The organism is Streptomyces durocortorensis (assembly GCF_016901035.1).
Classification (GTDB): domain Bacteria; phylum Actinomycetota; class Actinomycetes; order Streptomycetales; family Streptomycetaceae; genus Streptomyces; species Streptomyces durocortorensis.
The window spans coordinates 1-13,504 of record NZ_JAFEUF010000042.1; the positions used below are offsets into that span (position 1 = coordinate 1).

Genomic DNA, 13,504 nt, shown 5'->3' on the forward strand with positions numbered 1-13,504 from the left:
TGGGCTCGGTGATGGGTATAATACACTCCAGACCACCCCGCCGGAGGCGATCCCGAGTGAACGACGTGTCCGACGTCGCCCTCCGTCTGGCCATCGTCTTCGTCGTGTTCCTGGTCGCCCCCCTCCTCGTGGGCCAGACCGAGCACAAGGTGATGGCCCACATGCAGGGCCGCCTCGGCCCCATGTACGCGGGCGGCTTCCACGGCTGGGCCCAGCTCGTCGCGGACGGCGTGAAGTTCGCGCAGAAGGAGGACGTGGTCCCGGCCGCCGCCGACCGCCGCGTCTTCCAGCTCGCCCCCGCCGTCGCCCTCCTCCCGTACCTCCTCGTCCTCGCCGTCATCCCCATCGGCCCCGGCGACGGCGCGGTCGGCCAGGTCGTCGACGCGGGCATCTTCTTCGTGCTCGCCGTCATGGGCATCGGAGTCCTCGGCTCGCTCATGGCCGGCTGGGCCTCCGCCAACAAGTTCTCCCTGCTCGGCGGCCTCCGTACCGCCGCGCAACTCCTCTCCTACGAGCTGCCGATGCTCCTGGCCGCCGCCTCCGTCGCCATGGCGGCCGGTACGGTCTCGCTCACCGGCATCCTCGACGCCTTCGCGTGGTGGTGGCTGCCCTGGCAGATCGTCGGCGCCCTGGTCTTCTTCGTGGCCGGCCTCGCCGAACTCCAGCGGCCGCCGTTCGACATGCCGGTGGCCGACTCCGAGATCATCTTCGGTGCGTACACCGAGTACACCGGGCTGCGCTTCGCCCTGTTCCTCCTCGCCGAGTACGCGGGCATCGTCATCCTTTGCGCGCTGACCACGGTCCTGTTTCTCGGCGGCTGGCACGGCCCGTTCGGCGCCGATGGGCTCGGCTGGCTCTGGACCCTCCTCAAGACCGCGCTCCTCGCGTTCGTCGTCATCTGGCTGCGCGTCAGCTACCCGCGTCTTCGTGAGGACCAGTTGCAGAAGCTCGCCTGGACCACCCTCGTCCCGCTCGCACTCGCGCAGATCGCGCTCACCGGCATCGTGAAGGTGGCGATCAACTGATGCCCCCGATCCCCGGATCCGGCCTGGCCAAGGGCCTCGCCGTCACCCTGCGCACGATGACGAAGAAGACCGTCACCGCGCAGTACCCGGACACCCAGCCCGAACTCCCGCCCCGCTCACGGGGCGTCATCGGGCTGTTCGAGGAGAACTGCACGGTCTGCATGCTCTGCGCCCGTGAGTGCCCCGACTGGTGCATCTACATCGACTCCCACAAGGAGACGTCGCCGCCGGCCGCCCCCGGCGGCCGTGAGCGCAGCCGGAACGTCCTCGACCGCTTCGCCATCGACTTCTCCCTCTGCATGTACTGCGGTATCTGCATCGAGGTGTGCCCCTTCGACGCGCTGTTCTGGTCAACCGAGTTCGAGTACGCGGAGACGGACATCCACGAACTCACCCACGAGCGCGACAAGCTCCGCGAGTGGATGTGGACCGTGCCGGAGCCGCCCGCCGTCGACCCCGCGGCCGAGGAACCGAAGGAGATCGCCGCGGCCCGCAAGGCCGCCGACAAGCTGGCAGCCCAACGCACCCAGGAACAGCGGGAACAGCAGGTACAGAAAGAACAGCAGGAACAGCAGGAACAGCAGGAACACCCGGGCGAGAAGGGAGGAACCCCGTAATGCTGCTCACCGCCACGGCTGACGCCACCGTCACCGCCGCAACCACCGCAGCCGCCGACCACCCCGGCTTCCTCTCCCCGTCCGGCGTAGAGATCGCGTTCCTCCTCGTCGGCCTCGCCACCCTCGGCGCCGCCGTCATGACCGTCACCACCAGGCAACTGGTGCACGCCGCACTCTGGCTCGTCGTGGCGCTCGGCGGACTGGCCGTGGAGTACCTCCTGCTCACCGCGGAGTTCATCGCCTGGGTCCAGGTGCTGATCTACGTCGGTTCCATCGTCGTCCTCCTCCTCTTCGGCCTGATGCTCACCCGGGCCCCCATCGGCCGCTCCCCGGACGCCGATTCGGGCAACCGGTGGGTCGCCCTCGGGGTGGCCGCCACCGCGGCGGCGGCCCTCGTCTGGGTCGTGGTCGACGCCTTCCGTACGACCTGGATCGACCTCGACGGGCCGGCCCAGGGCTCCACAGAAGTCACCGGCGCTTTCCTCTTCCGGAACTGGGTCCTGCCCTTCGAGGCGCTCTCCGTCCTGCTGCTCGCCGCCCTTGTCGGCGCGATCGTCCTGTCCCGCAAGCACGACACGGACGCGCACACCGGCACCGGCACCGGCACGGACACCACGGGCCGCCCCGGTAAGTACGGCAAGGAGGAGCGGAGCTGATGCACCTCGCCTATCCCGCCGTGCTCGCCGCCCTCCTCTTCTGCGTCGGTCTCTACGGCGTCCTCGCCCGCCGCAACGCGATCCTGGTCCTGATGTCCGTCGAGCTGATGCTCAACGCCGTCAACCTCAACCTCGTCGCCTTCGACGTCTGGCTCCGCGACACCCTCCACTCCGGCCAGGCCCTCACGCTCTTCACCATCGCCATCGCCGCCGCCGAGATCGGCATCGGCCTCGCGATCGTCCTGGCCGTCCACCGCAACCGCGGCACCTCCGACATCGACCGCCTCCGCGACACCGCGGAGACCGACGCGGCGGAAACGCTCCCCGACGACGCCGAGACCGGCCGGGCCGAGACCGACGGCGCCGCGAACGGCGACGCCGCGACAGCCACCGACCGAGCGGGCGGGAACACAGGAAAGACCAAGAAGGCAGAGGCCGCCACGTGACCACCACGACCCTCGCCGCCCTCGTCCCCCTCCTTCCCTTCCTCGGCGCCCTCGCCGGTCTCGCCGTCGGCCGCACCGCCCCCGGGTTCGTCCGCCCGCTGGCGATCCTCCCGACCCTCACCGCGGCCGTCCTCGCCGTGCTGGTCGCCGTCCGCCAGGGCGGCGGACGGGCCATCGACGCCGCGACCCAGCTCACCCCCACCGGCTCGGTCCCGATCGACCTGGCGCTGCACCTCGACGGCTTCGCCGTGCTGGTCGCCGTCCTCGTCACCGTCGTCGCCACCTGCGTACAGCTCTACTCCACGGCCTACCTGCGCGACGACGCCCGCTACCCCTCCTACGCGGCCCTCGTCTCCCTCTTCACCTCCGCGATGCTCCTGGTCGTCTACTCGGGCGACCTGATGGTGCTCCTGGTCGGCTGGGAGATCATGGGCATCTGCTCGTACTTCCTCGTCGGCCACTACTGGGAGACGCCCGAGGCCCGCGCCGCCTCCCTCAAGGCCTTCCTGGTCACCAAGCTCGGCGACGTCCCCTTCCTGATCGGTCTGTTCGCGCTGGCCGCCGACACCGGCAGCTTCCGGATCACCAAGATCCTGGCCGCCGTCACCACCGGCGCCCTCGACCACCCCACCCTCATCGCCCTGCTGCTCCTCGCGGGCGTCGCGGGCAAGTCGGCCCAGTTCCCCCTGCACACCTGGCTGCCCGACGCGATGGCCGGCCCCACCCCCGTCTCCGCGCTCATCCACGCCGCGACGATGGTCGCCGCCGGCATCTACTTCGTGGCCCGCCTGCTGCCCGTCTTCGCCGCCTCCGGCGCGGCGCTCGTCGTCCTCGCCGTGATGGCCGCCGTCACGATGATCGGGTCCGGGCTCGCCGCCCTCGCCCAGGACGACATCAAACGCGTCCTCGCCTACTCGACGATCGGTCAGCTCGGCTACATGTCCGGCGCCCTGGCCGTCGGTGACCGGGGCGCGGCCGTCTTCCACCTGATCTCGCACGGTGCGTTCAAAGCGGTCCTCTTCCTCGCCGCGGGCGTCGTCATCCACGCCGCGGGCACCAACTCGCTGGCTGCCATGTCCCGGATGAGCGGCCTCGCCCGCCGTATCCCGGACGCCTACTGGACGATGACCGTCGCCCTCCTCGCGCTGGCCGCCATCCCGCCGTTCGCCGGCTTCTTCTCCAAGGAAGCCGTTCTCGTCGCCGCCGAGCACACCGCGCTGGGGGACCGGACCGTCGCCCCGGCCGCCGCGGGCTGGACGATCCTGATCGCCGGGCTCCTCGCCGCCGTCCTGACCGCCGCCTACGCCGTACGCCTCTGGCTCCTCGCCTTCCGCGGCCGTGGCGCCGAAGTCCCCGACCACGGCGGGCAGCCCCTCGCCATGACCTCCGTCCTGTGGATCCTGGCCGTCCCCACCATCGGCTTCGGCCTCACCGTCGGCATGATCGGCGACTGGTTCGACGGCCACGCCCTCACGCCGTCCCTCACCACCGCCGTCCTCTCCACCGGCGTCACGCTCGTCGGCGGGCTCGTCACCTACGGCGCGTGGCGGCACACCACCGCCCTCGCCGCCCGCACCCCCCTCGGGGCCGTGGCCGCCCACCCGGACGCCGAACCCGCGCTCGTCGAAGCCGAGGCCATGACGTCCCACACCGCCGCCTACGGCACCATCGCGGACGCCCCCGACCCGGCCGACCCCGGCAGGCTCCTCCTCGGGCCCCTGCACCGCCACGCGGTCACCGGCTTCCACCTCGACGCCCTGTACACCGCGCTGTTCGTCCGCCCCGTCCAGGGAGCCGCCCGCCTCGTCCGCTTCCTGGACCGCGAGGTCGTCGACACCTACGCCAACGGAACGGGCACCGTCACCCGCCTCCTCGGCACCGCCGTCCGCCGGGCCCAGACCGGCAACGTGCAGACCTACGTCAGCGCCCTGCTCGCCGGGTCACTCGTCCTGGCGATCGCCGCCGTCGTCTTCGCCAACGTCAACGCGGGGTCGTGACCGTGATCGATATCAGCCCGTCCGTGATGCAGTTCCTTCTGGCGTTCATCGTCGTCGCCCCGCTCCTCGGCGCCGCCGCGGCCCTGCTCCCCGCCCCGCCCGGGCTCAAGGGACGGAATCCCGACCAGGCCGTGCTCCGCCACGGCGTCACCGTCACCGGGGCCGTCCTCATCGCCGCGATCGTCCTGGCCATCGGCTTCGACCACGACCACCCCGCCACGATGCAGGCGACCACCGACATCAGCTGGATCCCGGCGCTCGACGTCCGCATCCACCTCGGCATCGACGGCATCTCGCTCCCCCTCCTGGTCCTGACCGCGCTGCTGACCTTCCTCTGCGCGCTGTACAGCTACTTCAAGCTGCCCGCGGGCCCCTCACCGAAGGCCTTCGTCGCCCTCGTCCTCGTCCTGGAGTCCGGCACCCTCGCCACCTTCGCCGTCCTCGACCTGCTGCTCTTCTTCCTCGCCTTCGAGATGGTCCTCATCCCGATGTACTTCCTCATCAATCGCTGGGGCGGCGACCAACGGCAGGCGGCCGCCTGGAAGTTCATCCTCTACACGCTGCTCGGCTCGGTCGTCATGCTGCTCGGCCTCCTCCTCATCGGGCTGAAGAGCGGCACCTTCGACATGGTGGCACTCGCCACTGACAACGGCCGCGGCCTCACCACATCCGTGCAGGTCATCGCCGTACTCGCGATCGGTCTCGGGCTCGCCGTGAAGACCCCGATGTGGCCCCTGCACAGCTGGCTGCCCGACGCCCACACCGCCGCCCCCACGGTCGGTTCGGTCCTCCTCGCGGGCGTGCTGCTGAAGATGGGCACGTACGGATTCGTCCGGATCCTCCTCCCTGTCGCCCCGGACGGCATGCGGACCTTCGCGCCCTACCTCGCCGCGTTCGCCGTCGTCAGCATCGTCTACGGATCCCTCGCCTGCCTGGCCCTGGCCCGTACCGGCGCCAAGGGCGACCTCAAGCGGCTCATCGCCTACTCGTCCGTGGGCCACATGGGCTTCGTCCTGCTCGGCATCGCCACCATGACCCCCACCGGAGTCAACGGCGCGCTCTTCGCCAACATCGCCCACGGCCTCATCACCGGCCTGCTGTTCTTCCTGGTCGGCGCGGTCAAGGACCGCTACGGCACCGCCGACCTCGACACCCTCGCCGGAGCAACCGGGGCCGCCCTCTACGGCCGCGCGCCCCGCCTCGGCGCGCTGCTCGCCTTCGCCGCCGTCGCCTCGCTCGGCCTGCCCGGACTCGCCGGATTCTGGGGCGAGATGCTCACCCTGTTCGGCGCGTACAGCCCCGCCGAAGGCCTCAGCCGCCCCGCGTTCCGCACCTTCATGGCCATCGGGGCGTTCGGCACCCTGCTCACCGCCGCGTACATGCTCATCGTCGTCCGCCGCGTCTGCATGGGCGACCACGCCCCCCACTCCCCGCTGTCGCCCGACGAGCAGGCCCCGCGAGCGGCGGACGACCCCGTGCCGTCCGGGGCCGCCGGCCCCCGAACGGCCACCACCCCGCAGCTCGCCGACATCCAGACGTACGAAGCGGCCGCCTGGACCCCGCTCGCCGCGCTCACCATCCTCGCCGGTCTCTGGCCCGCCGTCCTCCTCGGCCTCACCGACCCGGCCGTGCAGAAGCTCCTCGCAGGAGGCAAGTCGTGACCGCGGACCTCAGCACCACCCCCGGAAGCCTCGTCGCGCAGGCCCCGGACGCGGCGGCCCCCGGCCTCGGCAACGCCGCCGGAAACCTCGTCGCGGCCGACGTCCCCAGCCTCGTCCAGTCCATCGACTGGCTCGCCATCGCGCCCCCCACCCTCACCGCGCTGGCCGCCCTGGTCGTCCTCGTCGCCGACCTGTTCCTGCCCGAGCACCGCAAACGGCTCCTCGGCTACGGCGCCCTCACCGCCCTCGCCGCCGCCCTGGCGCTCCTGATCCCCCTGCGCGCCGGGGACCGGTCCACCTTCTGCGTCACCACCGGCGCCCAGGCCTGCAGCTACACCGCCGACCACTTCACCGTCGTCATCCAGGCCCTCGTCCTCGGCGGCGCGTTCCTCACCGTCCTGCTCTCGCTCGACGACACCCGGAAACTGCCGGCGGGGGAGTTCTGGTTCCTGCTCCTGGCCTCGGCCGCCGGGGCCGCCCTGCTGCCCGCATCCCGCGACCTCGCCACGCTCGTCGTCGCCCTCGAAGTCGCCTCGCTGCCCGCATTCGCCCTCGTCGGCATCAAACGCGGCGACCGGCGCTCCTCCGAGGCCGCGCTGAAATTCTTCCTCTCCTCCGTCGTCGCCACCGCCGTGATGCTGCTCGGAGTCAGCTTCGTGTACGCGTCGACCGGCACCCTGCACCTCACCGAGATCGCCGCCCGTCTCGACGACGTACCCCCGGTCCTCGACACCCTTGTCAAGACCGGCGTGGCCCTCACCCTCGTCGGCTTCGCCTTCAAGACGGCCGCCGCGCCCTTCCACTTCTGGGTTCCCGACACCTACGTCGGCGCGCCCCTCCCGATCGCCGCCTATCTCTCCGTCGTCGGGAAGGCCGTCGGGTTCTCGGGCCTCATTCTGGTGACCGTCATCGCGTTCCCCTCCTATGCGGACGTCTGGGGGCCCGCCCTCGCCGTCCTCGCCGCGCTCACCATGACCGTCGGCAACGTCGCGGCCGTCCGCCAGCGGGCCGACCGCGCCCGCAGCGCCGTCCGACTGCTCGCCTGGTCCTCCGTCGCCCAGGCCGGCTACCTCCTGGTCCCGATCGCCGCCGCCGCGTACTCCAGCGACGAACAGATCGGCTCCACCGTGGCGTACGCCCTCATGTACGCCGTCGTGAACCTGGGCGCGTTCGCGGTCGCCGCCCTGGTTGCCCGTACGCACCCCGGCAACCGGCTCTCCGACTACCGGGGCCTGTACGCCACCCGCCCCCTCGCCGCCCTGGCCCTCGGGTTCTTCCTGCTCTGCCTGGCCGGACTGCCGCCCGGCATCATCGGGCTCTTCGCGAAGGTCACCGTCTTCTCCGCGGCGGTCGACGCGGGCCTCGGCTGGCTCGCCGTTGTCATGGTCGTCAACGTGGTGATCGCTCTCTACTACTACCTTCAGTGGACCGCGATCCTCTTCCGCGCACCGGACGGAGCCCCGGAAACGGCCGGGGCGGCCACCGGAACCCCGGCCTCCACCCCACCGCTCCGATTCCGGGCCCCTGCCCCGCTCACCACGGCGATCGTGCTCACCGCCGCCGCCGGAATCCTGCTCTCCGGGGTGCCGCAGGCCGTCCTGCGCTTCGCCTCCGTCAGCCTTTTCTGACCTCTTCCGACCCCGCAAGACCGGTTTGCCCGCGGCCGCCGCCACAGGGCATGGTCTTGGCTGCATACGTCCCGTAATCGGCGTGGACGTGTCGGCGGCAAAGAGGAGAGAGAGCAGTGCTGAACGGCTTCAAGGACTTCATCCTGCGCGGGAACGTCATCTCGATGGCGATCGGCCTCGCCGTCGGGGCAGCCTTCACCGCCGTCGTCACGGGCTTCAGCAACGCCTTCATCACCCCGCTGATCGGCCTCGCCACCCGCGGCACCGGCGACTTCAGCAAGGCCCACTACACGGTCGACGGAGTCGACTTCCCCTACGGCCTCTTCGTCAGCGCCGCCATCGCCTTCATCATCACCGCCGCGGTCCTCTACTTCTGCGTCGTGGTCCCCATGGCGAAGGTCCAGAACCGCTTCGCGAAGGAAGAGGCCGTCGACATCAAGGCCGCCCTCCGCGACTGCCCGCGCTGCTTCAGCGAGATCCCCGCCGTCGCCTCCCGCTGCGGCCACTGCACCAGCGAGGTCGAGCCCGACTCCGAGGCCCTCTCCCTCGCCAAGCTCCCCGCACAGCAGCACTGACCGACCACGGCAGTACCGCCCCACCGAGTGACCCCGCCCCACCGAGTCACCCCGCACCACCAGGACGGCACGCCGCCACCCGTACGGACCAGCCGGCCTTCGTACGGGGCCGGGGGCCCGACCGGCGCGAACACGCGGCACAGCCCCCGCCCTCCGGCCGCACGCACAAGGGAACTAGCTCCTCTCGCCTGGCGTTGACCAGTACAGGAGGCTCCACTGGGGAGTGGAGCACCACCATGCAAAGGGTTCCCCTGCTGCACCACTTGGAGGGCGTACCGTGCACCGCCGGCACAACGGGCTCAAGACCGCCGTACTCCTCGGGGGACTGTCCGCACTCATCATCGTCATCGGCAGTTTCTTCGGACGTACAGGCCTCGTCGTCGCGCTCCTGGTAGCCGTCGGCACCAATGCGTACGCCTACTGGAACAGCGACAAGCTCGCGCTGCGGGCCATGCGCGCCCGTCCCGTCAGCGAATTCGAGGCGCCGCAGCTCTACCGCATCGTCCGCGAGCTCTCCACGGCCGCCCGACAGCCCATGCCGCGCCTCTACATCTCCCCGACGCAGGCGCCCAACGCGTTCGCCACCGGCCGCAATCCGCGCAACGCCGCCGTCTGCTGCACCGAGGGAATCCTCCAGATCCTGGACGAACGCGAGCTGCGCGGCGTCCTCGGCCACGAGCTCAGCCACGTCTACAACCGGGACATCCTCATCTCGTCCGTCGCCGGAGCCCTCGCCTCCGTCGTGATGTTCCTGGTCAACTTCGCCTGGCTCATCCCGGTGGGCCGCTCCAACGACGACGAGGGGCCCGGCCTCCTCGGCATGCTCCTGATCATGATCCTGGGGCCGCTCGCCGCCTCCGTCATCCAGCTCGCCGTCAGCCGCTCCCGGGAGTACGAGGCCGACGCCTCCGGGGCGCAGCTCACCGGTGACCCGCTGGCGCTCGCCAGTGCCCTGCGCAAGCTCGACGCCGGGACGAAACAGCTCCCGCTGCCGCCCGAGCCCAGGATCGAGACCGCCAGCCACATGATGATCGCGAACCCCTTCCGCCCGGGCCGGGGGATGGCGAAAATGTTCTCGACGCACCCGCCGATGGCGGAGCGCATCGCCCGACTCGAACAGATGGCAGGTCATCGCCCGTGAAAACCATCCTGAACGTCATCTGGCTGATCCTCTGCGGATTCTGGATGTTCCTCGGCTACCTGCTCGCGGGCGTCCTGCTCTGCATCACCATCATCGGCATCCCCTTCGGCGTGGCCTCCTTCAGGATCGGCGTGTACGCGCTCTGGCCCTTCGGCTACACCGTCGTCGACCGCAGGGACGCCGGATCGCCCTCCTGCGTCGGCAACGTCCTCTGGCTGGTCCTCGCCGGCTGGTGGCTCGCCCTCGGCCACATCACCACCGGCATCGCGCTGTGCATCACGATCATCGGGATCCCCCTGGGCATCGCCAACTTCAAGCTGATCCCCGTCTCCCTCATGCCCTTCGGCAAGGAGATCGTCCCCTCGGACCAGCCCTTCGCCACCCGCTGACCGGCCGAGTCCGGCGACCCCGAGCAACCGAACACCTGCCCGCCGCGTCTTGGATTCCAAGACCAAGCAAGGGGTAGGGGCAGCGACATGAGCATCATCAGTTGGATCATTCTCGGCCTGCTCGCCGGACTCATAGCCAAGATCCTCCTCCCGGGACGCGACCCGGGCGGCATCATCGGCACCACCCTCATCGGCATCGCCGGGGCCTTCGTCGGCGGCTGGCTCTCCAGTCAGGTCCTCGACCGCCCCATCAGCAACGACTTCTACGACACCGCGACCTGGATCGCCGCCATCGCCGGCTCCCTGGTCCTGCTGATCGCCTACCGGCTGTTGTTCGGCCACTCCCGCGACCGCCGCTGACGCCGCCGACCGGGGCGGGCCACGCTCGCCTACGCGTCCCCCGACGCCATCCCGGTCTCCCGCAACGTCAGGTTCAACCGGCCGGCCCGCAGCCCCGCTGCCGGGTCGGCCGTTCCCGTGTACACCTTCGGTACCCCGTGGAACGCGAACCGCGACGGCCCGCCGAAGACGAACAGATCCCCGGACGCCAACTCCACATCCGTGTACGGCTGCCCGCGCCCCTCCGCGTTCCCGAAGCGGAACACGCACCTCGCCCCGATGCTCAACGACACCACAGGAGCGCTCGACCGCTCCTCCTTGTCCTGGTGCATCCCCATCCGTGCCGCGTCGTCGTAGAAGTTGATCAGCGCGGTATCCGGTGCGTAGGCCTGTGCCGCACCCTCGTCCCCGTACGCCTCGGCCACCGCCGCCCGCCCCAGATCGCCCAGCCACTCCGGGAACGCGGCCACCCGGGCGCCGTTCACATCGTCGGCCGTACGGGCATACCGGTACGGCTGCCAGTGCCACCCCAGGCACACCGTCCGCACCGACATCACCCCACCGCCCGGCAACACCGTGTGCCGCAACGGGACAGGCCCGCGCGCCCACTGACGGCACGCCGCCACCAACTCCGCCCGCTGCTCCACCGACAGCCACTCCGGCACATGGACGGCGCCCGGCGCGACGACCGTCCTCGGACGCCGGAACAAGCCGTCCGAGGAGGGCGGAAGGTCAGAAGCAGGCGGAAAGCCCGAGGAGGGCGGAAGGTCCGAGGGAGGCGGGACGTCGGACGCCACGGCTCAGCCCGCCACGCCTTCGAGCCCCAGCAGCAGCTTCTTGCGCTCCAGCCCGCCCGCGTACCCCCGCAGCGCCCCGTCCGCACCGATCACTCGGTGGCACGGCCGTACGACCAGCAGCGGGTTGCGTCCGATCGCCGTGCCCACCGCCCTCACCCCCGCACCCGAGGCCCCGACCTGTGCCGCGACCTCCCCGTACGACACCGTGCTTCCGTACGGGATCGACTCCAGCACCGCCCAGACGCGCCGCTGGAACTCCGTGCCCACGCCCGCGGCGAGCGGCACGTCGAACCGCTTCGAGCGCCCCGCGAAGTACGCCTCCAACTGCCGGGCGACGTCCGTGAACGCCTCGGGGGCGTGCCGCCAGCCGTCCTGGACGGCCGCGCCGCCCTTCTGCCCGGGCACGGACAACGAACGCAGCCGGACATCCTCGGCCGTATCCGGTCCGTCCGCCGCCGGCACCTCGCCGACCAGCAGCAACTCGCCCAGCGGGCTCTCCACCCGCGCGTACACCGTCGTCGTCATGCCTTCTCACTTCCCCGGTCCGTACGGCCAGTCTGCGCCCGTCCGCACCACCGTCACCGGCGGTATTCGGACATCGCATCCGCACGCTCCGTACGCCCCGCACGAGCCGGAAACACGGAGAGGCACGCCGTCGAGGTCGGCCCCGGCGGCGTGCCCCCGCTGTGTACGGCAGTCGACTGCCGTGACTACCGGTAGTTCACGAACTGGATCGCGAACTCGAAGTCCTTGCCCTTCAGCAGCGCCTGAACGGCCTGGAGGTCGTCCCGGCTCTTCGAGCTGACGCGCAGCTCGTCGCCCTGGACCTGCGCCTTGACGCCCTTCGGGCCCTCGTCGCGGATCGTCTTCGCCACCTTCTTGGCGTTCTCCTGGGAGATGCCTTCCTCGATCGTGGCGAAGATCTTGTACTCCTTGCCGGAGAGCTGCGGCTCGCCGGCGTCCAGCGACTTCAGCGAGATGCCGCGCTTGATCAGCTTGGACTGGAAGATGTCGAGGATGGCCTTGACGCGCTCCTCGCCGTTCGCCTCCATCAGGATCTTCTCGCCGGACCACGAGATCGAGGCGCCCGTGCCCTTGAAGTCGTAACGCTGGGAGATCTCCTTGGCGGCCTGGTTGAGGGCGTTGTCGACCTCCTGCCGCTCGACCTTCGAGACGATGTCGAAACTGGAGTCGGCCATGACGTGTGGCTCCTTGCGTCGAATGTGCGTGGGGATATGCGTAGGGGTACAAGCCAAAGCCTAGCCACCGCCGCACCCTCCGGCTGCTGATCAATGAGGTGGCGGAGCACCCCTGGCCATCGGGTATTGTTTCCTTCGTCGCCAAGGAGCTCACCACGAGATCCGACGCGTCGTTCGAGGCGGTGTGCCCGAGTGGCCAAAGGGAGCAGACTGTAAATCTGCCGGCTCAGCCTACCCAGGTTCGAACCCTGGCGCCGCCACGCGAACGAAGCCCCCGACCGGTTCTCCGGGGGGGGGCTTCCTCGTTGTCCGGGGCATCCGGAGCAGTTGTCCGGAGCTGGTCGCGGGCCACCGGTCCGGCCGCCGCCCGCGAGGCCTCAGTTGCCCGCGACGTCCTTCACGGCCACCGTCACCGGCACGTTCCCGGAGATCGCCTCCAGGGTGAGGCCCGCCGTCGCCGGGGTGTCCAGCAGCTCCAGCAGCGTGGCCGCCACGTCGTCGCGGGGGATCGGGCCGCGGCCCGTCGAGGCGGCCAGGAGGACCTGGCCGGTGCCCGCGTCATTCGTCAGCATGCCGGGGCGCAGGATCGTCCAGTCCAGCGCGGTGCGGGAGCGTACGTCGGCGTCGGCGGCGCCCTTGGCCCGCAGATACACGTCGAAGACCTCGTCGCCGGGGTGGCCGGGGTCGGCGCCCATCGAGGAGACGACGAGGTAGCGGCGGACGCCCGCCGCCTCGGCCGCGTCGGCGAACAGCACGGCCGCGTCGCGGTCGACGGTGTCCTTGCGGGCGGTGCCGCTGTTCGGTCCGGCGCCCGCGGCGAAGACGGCCGCGTCCGCGCCGCGCAGCACCTGAGCGGTCTGCTCCACGGTGGCCGATTCGAGGTCCAGCAGGGCGGGTTCGGCGCCGGCGTCGGTCAGGTCCTGGCTCTGTTGGGGGTTGCGGATGATCCCTACGGCTTCATCCCCGCGTGCGGCGAGCAGCCGCTCCAGCCGCAGTGCGATCTGTCCGTGTCCACCTGCGATGACAATGCGCAT

General features: G+C 70.7%; 15 protein-coding genes and 1 tRNA gene. 12 read left to right on the plus strand and 4 right to left on the minus strand.

Annotation, left to right across the window (positions count from 1 at the left end; genetic code table 11):
* Positions 1-56: 56 nt before the first annotated feature.
* The 11 genes from JS521_RS11400 to JS521_RS11450 all read left to right on the plus strand — a co-directional run bounded on the left by JS521_RS11400 (position 57) and on the right by JS521_RS11450 (position 10,495).
* Positions 57-1,025, plus strand: coding sequence for a complex I subunit 1/NuoH family protein (locus JS521_RS11400; RefSeq protein ID WP_205082616.1), 969 nt, complete (start codon positions 57-59; stop codon positions 1,023-1,025).
* Positions 1,025-1,642 (plus strand): NuoI/complex I 23 kDa subunit family protein, encoded by a 618-nt coding sequence (locus JS521_RS11405; protein WP_205082617.1) that lies wholly within the window; start codon positions 1,025-1,027, stop codon positions 1,640-1,642. The genes JS521_RS11400 and JS521_RS11405 overlap by 1 nt, the downstream gene beginning before the upstream one ends.
* Positions 1,642-2,298, plus strand: coding sequence for an NADH-quinone oxidoreductase subunit J family protein (locus tag JS521_RS11410; protein ID WP_205082618.1), 657 nt, complete (start codon positions 1,642-1,644; stop codon positions 2,296-2,298). Before JS521_RS11405 ends, JS521_RS11410 begins: the two co-directional genes overlap by 1 nt.
* On the plus strand, positions 2,298-2,744 hold the full coding sequence (nuoK, locus tag JS521_RS11415) for an NADH-quinone oxidoreductase subunit NuoK (RefSeq protein ID WP_205082619.1): 447 nt from the start codon (positions 2,298-2,300) through the stop codon (positions 2,742-2,744). Before JS521_RS11410 ends, nuoK begins: the two co-directional genes overlap by 1 nt.
* Positions 2,741-4,741: an NADH-quinone oxidoreductase subunit 5 family protein gene (locus tag JS521_RS11420; protein ID WP_205082620.1), complete on the plus strand. Its 2,001-nt coding sequence runs from the start codon at positions 2,741-2,743 to the stop codon at positions 4,739-4,741. The genes nuoK and JS521_RS11420 overlap by 4 nt, the downstream gene beginning before the upstream one ends.
* On the plus strand, positions 4,738-6,402 hold the full coding sequence (locus JS521_RS11425; protein ID WP_205082621.1) for an NADH-quinone oxidoreductase subunit M: 1,665 nt from the start codon (positions 4,738-4,740) through the stop codon (positions 6,400-6,402). Before JS521_RS11420 ends, JS521_RS11425 begins: the two co-directional genes overlap by 4 nt.
* Positions 6,399-8,030: an NADH-quinone oxidoreductase subunit N gene (locus JS521_RS11430; protein WP_205082622.1), complete on the plus strand. Its 1,632-nt coding sequence runs from the start codon at positions 6,399-6,401 to the stop codon at positions 8,028-8,030. Before JS521_RS11425 ends, JS521_RS11430 begins: the two co-directional genes overlap by 4 nt.
* 116 nt (positions 8,031-8,146) lie before the next feature.
* On the plus strand, positions 8,147-8,605 hold the full coding sequence (gene mscL / locus JS521_RS11435; RefSeq protein ID WP_010056662.1) for a large conductance mechanosensitive channel protein MscL: 459 nt from the start codon (positions 8,147-8,149) through the stop codon (positions 8,603-8,605).
* A 277-nt stretch (positions 8,606-8,882) separates the two neighbouring features.
* Entirely contained in the window at positions 8,883-9,746 is an 864-nt protein-coding gene (gene htpX, locus JS521_RS11440; RefSeq protein ID WP_205082623.1) for a zinc metalloprotease HtpX, read from the plus strand.
* Entirely contained in the window at positions 9,743-10,135 is a 393-nt protein-coding gene (locus tag JS521_RS11445; RefSeq protein WP_205082624.1) for a YccF domain-containing protein, read from the plus strand. Before htpX ends, JS521_RS11445 begins: the two co-directional genes overlap by 4 nt.
* 87 nt (positions 10,136-10,222) lie before the next feature.
* Entirely contained in the window at positions 10,223-10,495 is a 273-nt protein-coding gene (locus JS521_RS11450) for a GlsB/YeaQ/YmgE family stress response membrane protein (RefSeq protein ID WP_097983182.1), read from the plus strand.
* A 29-nt stretch (positions 10,496-10,524) separates the two neighbouring features.
* Here JS521_RS11450 and JS521_RS11455 read toward each other — a convergent pair whose 3' ends face one another.
* The 3 genes from JS521_RS11455 to JS521_RS11465 form a co-directional block, all read right to left on the minus strand.
* Complete coding sequence (locus tag JS521_RS11455; RefSeq protein ID WP_205082625.1) at positions 10,525-11,184, minus strand: alpha-ketoglutarate-dependent dioxygenase AlkB family protein; 660 nt, start codon at positions 11,182-11,184, stop codon at positions 10,525-10,527.
* Between the two features lie 90 nt (positions 11,185-11,274).
* Positions 11,275-11,796 carry a methylated-DNA--[protein]-cysteine S-methyltransferase gene (locus JS521_RS11460; RefSeq protein WP_205082626.1) on the minus strand — a complete coding sequence of 174 codons (522 nt, stop codon included), beginning with the start codon at positions 11,794-11,796 and terminating at the stop codon, positions 11,275-11,277.
* A 185-nt stretch (positions 11,797-11,981) separates the two neighbouring features.
* Complete coding sequence (locus JS521_RS11465) at positions 11,982-12,470, minus strand: YajQ family cyclic di-GMP-binding protein (RefSeq protein ID WP_010056669.1); 489 nt, start codon at positions 12,468-12,470, stop codon at positions 11,982-11,984.
* A 178-nt stretch (positions 12,471-12,648) separates the two neighbouring features.
* Between JS521_RS11465 and JS521_RS11470 the strand changes: the two genes are divergently transcribed.
* Positions 12,649-12,730, plus strand: a tRNA-Tyr gene (locus JS521_RS11470).
* A 117-nt stretch (positions 12,731-12,847) separates the two neighbouring features.
* Here JS521_RS11470 and JS521_RS11475 read toward each other — a convergent pair.
* Positions 12,848-13,504, minus strand: a complete 657-nt coding sequence (locus JS521_RS11475) for an SDR family oxidoreductase (RefSeq protein ID WP_205082627.1) — start codon at positions 13,502-13,504, stop codon at positions 12,848-12,850.

Excerpts from the sequence above, each read along its gene's own strand:
- JS521_RS11460 (WP_205082626.1), bottom strand. The coding sequence starts at position 11,796 with ATGACGACGACGGTGTACGCGCGGGTGGAGAGCCCGCTGGGCGAGTTG.
- nuoK (WP_205082619.1), top strand. The coding sequence starts at position 2,298 with ATGCACCTCGCCTATCCCGCCGTGCTCGCCGCCCTCCTCTTCTGCGTC.
- JS521_RS11465 (WP_010056669.1), bottom strand. The coding sequence starts at position 12,470 with ATGGCCGACTCCAGTTTCGACATCGTCTCGAAGGTCGAGCGGCAGGAG.
- JS521_RS11405 (WP_205082617.1), top strand. The coding sequence starts at position 1,025 with ATGCCCCCGATCCCCGGATCCGGCCTGGCCAAGGGCCTCGCCGTCACC.
- JS521_RS11475 (WP_205082627.1), bottom strand. The coding sequence starts at position 13,504 with ATGCGCATTGTCATCGCAGGTGGACACGGACAGATCGCACTGCGGCTG.
- JS521_RS11450 (WP_097983182.1), top strand. The coding sequence starts at position 10,223 with ATGAGCATCATCAGTTGGATCATTCTCGGCCTGCTCGCCGGACTCATA.
- JS521_RS11410 (WP_205082618.1), top strand. The coding sequence starts at position 1,642 with ATGCTGCTCACCGCCACGGCTGACGCCACCGTCACCGCCGCAACCACC.